General features: G+C 52.5%; 2 protein-coding genes. Both read left to right on the forward strand.

Annotated elements, in window-relative coordinates; all coding sequences use genetic code 11:
• Positions 1–1,012: STY4528 family pathogenicity island replication protein (locus tag ABLA76_RS16965; RefSeq protein WP_348988833.1), on the forward strand; the 1,012-nt coding region annotated here is incomplete at its 5' end.
• A 313-nt stretch (positions 1,013–1,325) separates the two neighbouring features.
• Positions 1,326–1,742: PFL_4669 family integrating conjugative element protein (locus ABLA76_RS16970; RefSeq protein WP_348988834.1), on the forward strand; the 417-nt coding region annotated here is incomplete at its 3' end.

Consider the following 1,742-nt stretch of genomic DNA (forward strand, 5'->3'; position numbering starts at 1 on the left):
ACAAAATGAAGGCGCGGTTTTTCCCAGCTATGACGAATTGCAGGTGTTGCTGGCCTCCCCCTATAAAGGCAAGGCGTCGCGTGAAACCGTCAGCCGGGTATTACTGATGCTGCGAATAACCGGCTGGCTGAGTTTATGCAAGCGACTCCGGGATGAGCAGGGACGGGTGCGGGGCAATATCTATGCCCAACACGATGAGCCGCTGACCTGCCGTGATGCCGAAATGCTCGATCCCCACTGGCTGGATACGGTGGCGGAAGCCTGTCGCAGTAAAAACCGCACCATCAGCCAGACCGCCCGGGACGTCCTGACCGACATCAAAGACGACCCGCTGATGCGTCATCGTCACAGCCATATCCGTTTGCTGGAAGAACGGCTGAATGCCGTGCAGACCCCGCAGCAAAGGGTGATGCGTCAGACCTTTCAGCAAGGAAAACATCCAACCGAACTCAGGGAAATTAAACCGGGTTCGGAAACCGAACTGAGTCAGTCAAAGGAACAGACTGCGCTGAATTCGGACTCCGAACTCAGTCTGAAATCAACGCCTTACCGTGGTCCCGCTAAACCGAACCGTTATGTACGTTCTTTCACACAGAGTGTGAATAAAAAAACATACGTAGCAGACCCGCAGTCCGCTGTTTTTCTGCCAGAAGGGCTTTGCCGACAACTGGAGCCGGAAGACGTGATGATGCTGAACAGCCGGTTGCAGGCGTTACCTGCTGAACAGGCGCAGACCGTGCTGAATTGTCTGGATAAGGCGTTACAGGCAGGGAAAATCGGCAATCCGGTCGGCTGGCTGCTGGCCATGATGAAACGGGCACGGGAGGGGAGATTATATGGACAACCTGAAACCGCAGTTACTGCGCCTGCCACGGCGAAGAAGCCGGTTGAGTTCACTCAACATGTTGAGCGTCCTGCATCACCGTCCTCACAAGCCCATGTGCGTAATATGGTGAAAGACATCCGTCAGCGGCTGACACAGGCGAAATATGACAGGGAGAGTATTGATTAAAAATCATACTGTGTTGCCCGGGACAACAAAGGCTAAAAATCATGCTGTATTGCCCGGGGCAACAAAGGCTAAAAATCATACTGTGTTGCCCGGGGCAACAAAGATTAAAAATCATGCTGTATTGCCCGGGGCAACAAAGGCTAAAAATCATACTGTGTTGCCCGGGACAACAAAGGCTAAAAAATCACCTTTACTGCGATCCCTGAAAGAGATCATTTTTCCTTTTTTCTATAACTGGTTATCCATTGAGTCACAGCCTCCTTTGCCCTGATAGTTCTACTGACTTATCAAGGCCAAACAGGAGTCTTTGTGCATGTCTGATTCAGAAGACAAATCACCATCCCAGCCACGTTTACACGCTGGGGTCTTAACCTCCTCATTAACGATTGCACTGCATACCCACTATGCCATCCGGCTTTGGGCAGGACGCAGACGGGAAGAGAGCAGTAATCCCCGAAAATTTTCAGGCATTCTCGGGATGCCGCTGGTGATTAAACGCGCGGGCACGATCAGTGTGGATTCCGCCGCCGATAATCCGTATGCCGATGCCTGGCTGGTGAAGCTGGAGCAGGCGTTGGAAGCCGCATCTGCCAATCTCCAGCAGAGTATTGCCACTTTGCAGGATACCCTGAACGCCGTACCCCAGCAGATCACCTTATCCGCCGTTTCCTCTGTCGAGCCGTTGAATATCGGGGTTTACAGTCATTCGCCATTAGGCTATCGCGGTGTC

This window comes from Xenorhabdus sp. SGI240, from assembly GCF_040081915.1.
Lineage (GTDB): Bacteria > Pseudomonadota > Gammaproteobacteria > Enterobacterales > Enterobacteriaceae > Xenorhabdus > Xenorhabdus bakwenae.